Source organism: Candidatus Magnetaquicoccus inordinatus, assembly GCF_004217665.1.
GTDB classification, from domain to species: Bacteria; Pseudomonadota; Magnetococcia; order Magnetococcales; family Magnetaquicoccaceae; genus Magnetaquicoccus; species Magnetaquicoccus inordinatus.
Genome location: NZ_RXIU01000157.1, coordinates 1 through 8,711 on the forward strand (window position 1 = coordinate 1; position 8,711 = coordinate 8,711).

Below are 8,711 nucleotides of genomic sequence, written 5' to 3' on the forward strand. Positions count from 1 at the left end.
TGGCAAAAACCGCCGATAGGTCGTACCCATCTCAGGGTAGAAGATCAATTGCGGTAGGGGCTTTTTGAGGAGACCCTCATTAAATCTGAAATTTCGCTCAACTGACGGCGCAGATCGATGGCCTCTTCGTTGAGAATGAGCTGTCCGGCCTCAATCTTGGTTAAATCAAGAATCTGATTGATCAAGTTTAACAGATTGCGATTGGCCACCTGCAAGCGGTCCATGAACACCTGTTGCTCCTGGTTCAAACCGGTCTCTTGCAGCAGCTCGGTCATACCGATAAGCACATTCATGGGAGTACGGATCTCATGGCTCATGGCGGCCAAAAACTCCCCTTTGGCGCGGGCAATCTGTTCGGCCTGCTCTTTGTGCAGGCGCAATTGCGCCTCCACACGCTGGCGTTCGGCATTTTCCCGCACCAACTCATAGTTGGCCCGCTCCAGACTGATGGCTCGCGCCGAAAGCTCTTCATTCAAACGCACAATTTTGCGTTCCAAATGTTTACGATCGCTGATCTCCTCCAGGGTGCCCTCCAGAAGCTGCCGCGAACGGGAGGCATCCATCACCCATTGCAAGGAGATACTGACATCGATGATCTCCTGATCAAAACGGCGCATGCGGGTCTCAAAATGAGCCAGCGGACCTTCAGCCAGCAACTCTTTCAAGCGCATCCGTTCCTGGGCATCCACAATCAAATTGATCAACCCAGAGTGATTCAATGCGTGGAGATTGGGAAAAGAGAGCATTTTCAGCACCACCGGATTGGCCTCCAAGGCCACTCCGAAGGAATCCAGACGAAAGATGCCAATCAGGGCGCTATTGACCAAATTACGAAATTTTTCTTCAGAGCTACGCAAAGCCGCCTGTTCGATCTGTTGCCGCTCCTGCAACCACAGCTCCTTTTGTTGCCGCAAGGCTCTTTTTTCCAGAGAGGCACGGATGCGTGCTTTGAACAGCGAAAGATTAAATTTGCGCGGCAGATAATCCTCGGCCCCCAATTCGATGCAGCGCGCCACATCGGCCATTTCCGCCCAGGCTGAGATGACAATCACCGGCAAATAGGCGAGAAGACGCTCCTGATGCAGTTGTTCCAACACTTGCAGACCGCTCATCTCTGGCATCAGCAGATCCAGGATTACCAGATCATATTGGGTGCTGTGAATCATCGCCAAAGCCTGTCGCCCGTTGTCTGCCGATTCAACCTGGTATCCCTGGCGCAACAGCTCATGGATCACCAGATCACGACTCACCACATCATCATCGACCACCAGTAAACGGCTGTTGCGGTTTTTATTATTCTCCAACTGCACAGACGAACAGAGGTTGACCGCAGTATCACGCAGCAAGGGATAGATTTCGCCGACCACCCCCTGCAGATCCACACCTCTTTGTTCCGTGCTGTTGCCTAAAATAAAGGGTTGCATCAGAAGCACAATTTGTTGCCCGGCATCACGGATAATCTGCAGCGTGCGCCCCGCCTTGGCAAGAAGGGTATCATTCCCCTCCTCCATGACCAATTCTGCATAACCGATGATGGTAGTCGCAAAGGTACGGATACCATGCAACACTTTTTCAGCAACAGCCGGGGTGTATAAATCGGGGTGGGAATCCTGCAAAAAATGAAACAACTGCTCGCTGGCGGCTCGAATCCGCCGCAAATCGGCATGATAACTCTCTTCCTGACCGCTTTGTTCGTCCAACTCCTCCAAAACCATTTCGCTATAGCCGGCAATGGCATTCAGTTGATTGCGCAAAGCATGTTGTACCGGCAAATTCCAACCATTCCGGTCACGAAGAGGATTATTGGCAGAGAGATCGGACGATTCGCTCATGGGCTCCTGCTGTTGTTGCTGAGCGGTAAGAGACGCAGCATTTTTTCCATCAAGCGCGGCAAATCAACGGGTTTACTGTCATAATCGTCGCAACCGGCTGCCAATGCCTGTTGCCGATCACCCTCCATGGCATGGGCAGTCAAGGCAATGATGGGAATTTTTGCAGTTGCCGGATCCGCCTTCAAGCGACGGGTCGCTTCCCAACCGTCCAAAATGGGCAGACTCATATCCATCAAGATTAAATCGGGATGTTCGCTTTGTGCCAGGGTCAAACCTTGCGCACCATCTACCGCCAAATGTACCCGAAAACCTTTGCGTTGCAAACGACGGGAGAGCATATCCCGGTTCATTTCATTATCTTCTACAAGCAATATCAACGACATGAACTACATCTCCCTGTTAGGTATTGCCAGAAGGCAGCAAACGCTGGATCTGATTGAGCAGCTCTTCCTGGCTGCAGGAACCTTTTTGTATAGTGTGTTCGATACCTTCATGCAAGCGCTGCACATCCTCTGGCGACAGATCTTTGGCGGTGATCAATACCACAGGGATGGAACGCCACTCCTCTTTTTGCTGCAGCGCCTCAACCACGGCAAAACCATCCATCTCCGGCATCATCAAGTCCAGAAGAAAGAGGTCAGGAATAAAATCGGCCAGAATCTGCAAAGCCTCTTTGCCATTGTGCGCCTCTATCACCTGCCAATGCTGTTGTTCCAACAGGCGCCGGATGATTTTGCGATTGAGTTCATCATCATCGGCCAGAAGGATCCTGCTGCCTTTACGACTGGTCAAATGGCGATGCACACTGCCCAACAAACGATCCCGTTCCACCGGCTTGGTCAAATAGTCGGCTGCCCCCAAGGCAAAAGCCAGATTTTCGTTATCCAGCATGGTCAACATGATCACCGGAATCGTGGAGGTCAACGCATCGGCCTTCAAGGCGGTCAAAACCGACCAGCCATCTTTTACCGGCATCATCACATCCAGAGTGATCACATCGGGGATAATCTCTCGTGCCCGTTGCAACCCTTCATCACCGCTGGCCACCACCTCCACATAATAGCCCTCTTTATCAAGAAGTCGCTGCAGCAGTTCACGAATAGTGGGATCATCATCAATCACCAATACTGTTGCCTGATGTTCAGCCATTTTCGCACGTGTTGTCACTGTTGCCAAGCCATGGCTGATTTCACTGGCACGCAATAGTGGCAATTGGGCAGGAATAGAGACGGTAAAGGTGGAACCCTCTCCCGGATCGCTATGCACTTCGATGTCGCCCCCCAACATGCGACAAAAGCGACGGCTGATGGTGAGACCCAAACCGGTCCCCCCATATTTGCGCGTCGTCGAGACATCTGCCTGCGCAAAAGGTTGAAAAAGTTGTTCAATTTGTTCTCTGGTGATACCGATACCGGTATCATGAACATGAAACAACAACCAATCCCCCTCCTCTTTGTGTAGCCGTTTCAGCTCCAGACTCACCACACCTTGTTCGGTAAATTTGGAGGCGTTGCTCAACAGGTTTAACAACACCTGACGCAAGCGAATGGGATCGGTATGCGCCTGTCCGGGAGCATCCTCCATCAGCAACTGAAAGTGATTGTTGTTTTTGGCCAGCATCGGTTGAATGGTATGAACAATCTCATGGAGCAGTTGCCGCAAATCGATCACCTCCGGCAACAGATTGATTTTGCCAGCTTCCACTTTGGAGAGATCCAAAACATCATTGATCAATTGCAACAGATGTTTGCCTGCGGCATTGATTTTTTGCAGATCCGGCACAAAATGGTCCAGACCATCGTTTTCTGCATCCTCTTCCAGCATCTCACTGTAGCCGATGATGGCATTCAATGGGGTACGCAACTCATGGCTCATATTGGCCAGAAAGGTACTTTTGGCACGATTGGCCATTTCTGCGGCAGCTCTGGCTTGTTCAATATCGCGGGTACGTTCCTCCACCCGCTGTTCCAGGACATCGTTGGCCCGTCGCAACTGCTCTTCCGCCTGTTCTCTGGCCTGCAACTGCTCTTGCAATGCCTGATGCGACTCATTGAGCTTGCCGATAAAGAGATTAAAATGGGTAGCCAAGCGACCAAACTCATCTTGTGTCGCCCGTTGCAAACGCACGGAAAGATCTCCGGCACCCCCTTTTTGGAAAGCCAATAGCAGTCGATCCAAATGGCGACTGAAATAGGAGCTGAAAAAAAAGGTAACCGTTAACACGAAGAAAAAAGAGACCAGCAACAAAATCAACAACAGGTCGCGGATGCGATGCAGGGGCTGTTGAAACTCTTCCAGATAGCTGGAAGAGGCAACAATCCAGTTCAGTTCGGGGATAAAACGAAAAACCACCAATTTGAAGCGTGCCACCGATTCATCGGGATTTTGCCAAGAATAGATGATTGTCCCCTCTTTTTGGCGCACCATCTCTTGAATAAATGCCTGGCCATCGGAGTCGCGGACATGAAAAAAATTTTTACCCTCCAGATAGGGATGTACGATCAAATTGCCATCGGTATCGATCACATAAGAATAGCCGGTCTTGCCGAAACGAATGGAAAGAATTTTGTCGCGAAAATCCTGAACCTGGATCAGCGAGCTGAACTCATCGCGATAGGATGAGACCGAAATGATCCAATCCCAGGGCTCAAAATAGGTCATATAGAGAGCCTTTTTGCGACTGGCCGCCTCTCCTGGATTTTTCCAGGCATACTCCAGATAGCCCTCTTTATCCTTGAGCTGTTTTTGAATAAACTCATAGCGGGTCAAATCAACATTGAGTAGCGCTTTGACAGGATGGACCCGGATGATTCCTTGTCCATCCAAACCATAAATATAGCCGGTTTTGCCCACACGCTGACTCAAGAGCACGGCAACCGCCTGCTCTTTTGCCTGCTCTTCACTCAATTGACCACGTTGATATTGCTGATAAAACTCTTCAAGAATATCGCGATTTTTTTCGGCCATGCCACGCAGATAATTTTTTACGGAAGCGTTGGCCGCTGCTTCCACCATACTGCGCAAGGTTTGCGAGGTGTTTTGCAGTTCATTGACCACGCTCTCCTCATACATGCTGCGCACCATGGGATAAAACAGCAGAACGCCGAGCAAAGCAAAAAGCAGCAGGGCCGCTCCATACCCCCATAACAGTTTGGCCCGAATCGTCAAATTGGCCAGATAATGCCGCATAATCCCCCCCTTGCGCCCTGTTTCCTGCCAAACCATTGACAGTACTACTAAGCAGTAGAACAATAGTCAGGGAGCTTTGCAGAAGCAAGCAATTTTTGCACTTTGTTGCTTTTTCCCGGCATTGTCCTGTTGCAGGGCAGGGACAATCTTTGGGAGGCGGACACCCGACATGCACAGTTTCGCTTGTGGCAACAGTGAGGAAATTGGCAAATGCGCTTGCCCTGGTCCTGTTGCCGATTGCTTGTCACTCACAAATAATTATAATATACTATATAGTTACATAGTTTTGCTGTTCTTTCTCCCCCTATTTTACATGCAGGAATAAAATGCGTAAAACGGCTTTATTGCTGTTGCCATGGATGGTGCTCGCCATTGGTCTGCTCGCTACATCTTCTCTGTATCGCAATGCCAGCCAGGATGCCGAAGCGCTTCTCCGTCAGCAATTCGACCATCAGGTTCGCGAAATCACCTCGCGCATCAGCCAGCGCATGGCTACCTATGAGCAGGTTTTGCGCGGCATCTCCGGTTTGTTCTCTGCCTCGAATCCAGTCGATCGGCAAGCCTTTCGTACCTATGTTCAGCAGTTGCAGTTGGAAAAAAATTATCCTGGCATCCAAGGAATCGGTTTCTCTCTGCTGATACCCTCTGCAGAGCTGGAACAACACCTCTTAGCCATCCGTAACGAAGGCTTTGCACACTATTCTGTTCGCCCTCCTGGTGAACGTCCTTTCTACACCTCGATCATCTATCTGGAACCCTTCAATACCCGCAACCAGCGCGCTTTTGGTTATGATATGTTTTCTGAGCAAATCCGGCATACCGCCATGGCTCAAGCCAGAGATTCCGGTGAACCGACCCTCTCCGGCAAAGTCACCTTGGTTCAGGAAGATGGCAAACAGGTGCAGGCCGGTTTTCTGTTGTATGTACCCATTTATCGCAACAACCAACCCAACAACAGCCCGGAAGAACGACAAAACAATCTGCTTGGTTGGGCCTATTCTCCTTTTCGGATCAACAACCTGATGTCTGGTATTTTGGGCGAGTCCATTCAGCAACTGGATCTGGAAATTTTTGATGGCCCGATAGCCAACAGCGAAACGCTACTCTTTGACGAAGATGGCCACCTTGCAAACAAACAAAACAGCCCACCAGCTCTTTTTACCAGCAGCCAACAACTGATAATTGCCGGACATCCCTGGACCATCCATATTCGCTCCCTTTCCGGTTTTGCCGAACTGACAGATAGCAAACGTCCGCTCTTGATTGCCCAGGCAGGCATTTTGGCCAGCCTCCTCTTTGCAGCCCTGTTCTGGTCCCTGCTCTCCAGTCGCAATCGTGCTGTATCGTTGGCTGCGACCATGACCGATGAGCTGCGCCGCAGTGAACAAACCATCAAAACCATCATCGAAACGGCAATCAACGGCATCATCGTCATCAACCGCGACAAACAGATTGTCCTCTTCAATCGCTCTGCCGAAACATTATTCGGCTACCGCGCAGAAGAACTCTTGGGAAAAAATGTCAAAGCCATCATGCCGGAATCCTATCAGCAGCAGCATGATCAATATGTTGACAACTATCTCACAACAGGCACCAAAAAAATAATCGGTATTGGACGTGAAGTGGTTGGCAGACACAAAACAGGAACAACCTTTCCCGCTGAATTGTTTATTGGTGAAATGCGTGATGAAAACAACCATCTGTTTGTTGGTATTATCCATGACATTTCCGATCGCAAAAAAGCCGAAGACAACTTGCTTTTGGCGCGTGAGGTCTTTGAAAATGCTGGCGAGGCCATTGTGATTACCGACCACAATGGGCTGATTACCGATGTCAACCCCGCCTACGAACGGGTAACCGGTTTTCAACGACAAGAGGTTTTGGGAAAAAATCCCAACATCACCAAATCTGGTCGTCATGATCAATCCTTCTATCAAGAGATGTGGCAGACTCTGCTGCGGGAAGATCATTGGGAGGGAGAGGTATGGGATCGTCGCAAAAATGGCGAAATTTTTCCCAAATGGATCTCCATCAATGCCATGCGCAACAGCTCTGGCCAGTTGACCAACTATGTGGCCATCTTTCTCGATATCAGCGACCGCAAGGATGCAGAACAGCGTCTGGAACAGCTCGCCTTTTATGACGCCTTGACAGGTCTGCCCAACCGTCTGTTTTTCCGTGAGCGCCTCACCCACTCCCTCGCCCTGGCACATCGCCAAAACAACCAATTGGTATTGTTGTTTATTGACCTCGATCGTTTCAAATGGGTCAACGATACTCTCGGACACTCGGCGGGGGATGATCTGCTCAAGGAGGTCGGGCAACGGCTCAAACAGTGCGTGCGGGAAAGCGATACCGTGGCCCGCCTGGGAGGAGATGAATTTACCATTATTCTTACCAGCGCCGTTCAGCCAGAGAGAACTGCCCTGGTTGCTGAAAAATTGATCAGTTCCGTGCGACAGCCCTTTATCTTGTTGGGCCAGGAGATCTATGTAGGCGCCAGTATCGGTATTGCGACTTTCCCTAAAGATGCCCCTGATTTGGAAACCTTGATCAAGCATGCCGATATGGCCATGTATCAGGCCAAAGAGGCGGGGCGCAACACCTATCGCTTCTTTTCCGTCGAGCTCTATGCCCAGGTCACGCATCGCATCTCTTTGGAAAGTCAATTGCATCGTGCTCTGCAGCAGTTGGAATTGATTCCTTTCTATCAACCAAAAGTGGATTTGTCTTCGCGAATCATTAACGGCGCAGAGGCGTTGGTGCGTTGGCGCAAAGAGGATGGCTCCCTGGTCAATCCCGGTCTCTTTATTCCTCTTGCCGAAGAGACTGGCCTGATTCTGCCCATCGGTAAACATATCTTGACTACCGCCTGTCGCCATACCAGACAGTGGCAGCAGCAGCACGCCATTCCCTTTACCATCGCCGTCAACCTCTCGGCCAAAGAGTTTCAGCAACCAAATTTTCTCAATCAAATCGAAGAGATTCTTCAAGAAAGTGAGCTCGCAGCAGAACAACTGGAGCTGGAAATTACCGAAAGCATAGTGATGAGCAACATGGAAAAAGCCATCCAGTTGATGAAAGAGTTGCGCAACAAGGGGATTTCCTTGGCGATGGATGATTTTGGCACCGGTTACTCTTCGCTGGGTTATTTGAAACAGTTTCCCATCAATACCTTAAAAATTGATCACTCCTTTGTCCGTGGCTTACCAGGTTGCCAAGATGACGGAGCTATCGTAGATGCCATCATCTATATGGCCCACAGGCTGCAATTAAAAGTGGTGGCCGAAGGGGTGGAAACAGCAGAACAGGCCGAATATTTGCAGCAGCGTGGTTGTGAAACGATTCAGGGATATTGGATCGGCAAACCAATGCCAGAACAGGATTTTTTTGCTTTTCGGAGCAGAACAGCGGGCTGACGCAAGCAAAGGATTATGGCATTTCTCAAACAATAGCCCACCCATAAGCACAGGCAGGCTGGGCTTTTATTCTGCATGCAGCTTGCCAGAGATGGCCGCCTGCAGCAGAAAAGGTATAAGAGCATAGGGGGTTGGCATAAACACCCCTTTTTCGCCAGTCAATACGCATACACGCCGGTAACTATTCAGGTTCGTGCTGGCTTGCCAGGTCTACCCGGTTTGCGATGACTCGCCAGCTCTACCCCCATGGGGATGCTGTACGAATTGGCGC

Annotated in this window: 4 protein-coding genes; 1 reads left to right on the forward strand and 3 read right to left on the reverse strand. The window is 50.1% G+C overall.

Going from position 1 to position 8,711, the window contains the following annotated elements; all coding sequences use genetic code 11:
* Positions 1-44: 44 nt before the first annotated feature.
* From EJP87_RS11245 to EJP87_RS11255, 3 genes are read right to left on the reverse strand one after another with little or no spacing between them, the layout of a single operon-like run.
* Positions 45-1,832: a histidine kinase dimerization/phospho-acceptor domain-containing protein gene (locus EJP87_RS11245; RefSeq protein ID WP_130471971.1), complete on the reverse strand. Its 1,788-nt coding sequence runs from the start codon at positions 1,830-1,832 to the stop codon at positions 45-47.
* On the reverse strand, positions 1,829-2,215 hold the full coding sequence (locus EJP87_RS11250; RefSeq protein ID WP_130471972.1) for a response regulator: 387 nt from the start codon (positions 2,213-2,215) through the stop codon (positions 1,829-1,831). The genes EJP87_RS11245 and EJP87_RS11250 overlap by 4 nt, the downstream gene beginning before the upstream one ends.
* A gap of 16 nt (positions 2,216-2,231) precedes the next feature.
* Complete coding sequence (locus tag EJP87_RS11255; protein WP_193771310.1) at positions 2,232-5,021, reverse strand: cache domain-containing protein; 2,790 nt, start codon at positions 5,019-5,021, stop codon at positions 2,232-2,234.
* A gap of 326 nt (positions 5,022-5,347) precedes the next feature.
* On the opposite strand from EJP87_RS11255, the gene EJP87_RS11260 reads away from it, so the two are divergent.
* Positions 5,348-8,440: a bifunctional diguanylate cyclase/phosphodiesterase gene (locus tag EJP87_RS11260; RefSeq protein ID WP_130471974.1), complete on the forward strand. Its 3,093-nt coding sequence runs from the start codon at positions 5,348-5,350 to the stop codon at positions 8,438-8,440.
* Positions 8,441-8,711: the final 271 nt, after the last annotated feature.

Bases quoted from the DNA above. Each gene is read 5' to 3' on its own strand.
- EJP87_RS11245 (WP_130471971.1), bottom strand. From the start codon at position 1,832: ATGAGCGAATCGTCCGATCTCTCTGCCAATAATCCTCTTCGTGACCGG.
- EJP87_RS11260 (WP_130471974.1), top strand. From the start codon at position 5,348: ATGCGTAAAACGGCTTTATTGCTGTTGCCATGGATGGTGCTCGCCATT.
- EJP87_RS11250 (WP_130471972.1), bottom strand. From the start codon at position 2,215: ATGTCGTTGATATTGCTTGTAGAAGATAATGAAATGAACCGGGATATG.
- EJP87_RS11255 (WP_193771310.1), bottom strand. From the start codon at position 5,021: ATGCGGCATTATCTGGCCAATTTGACGATTCGGGCCAAACTGTTATGG.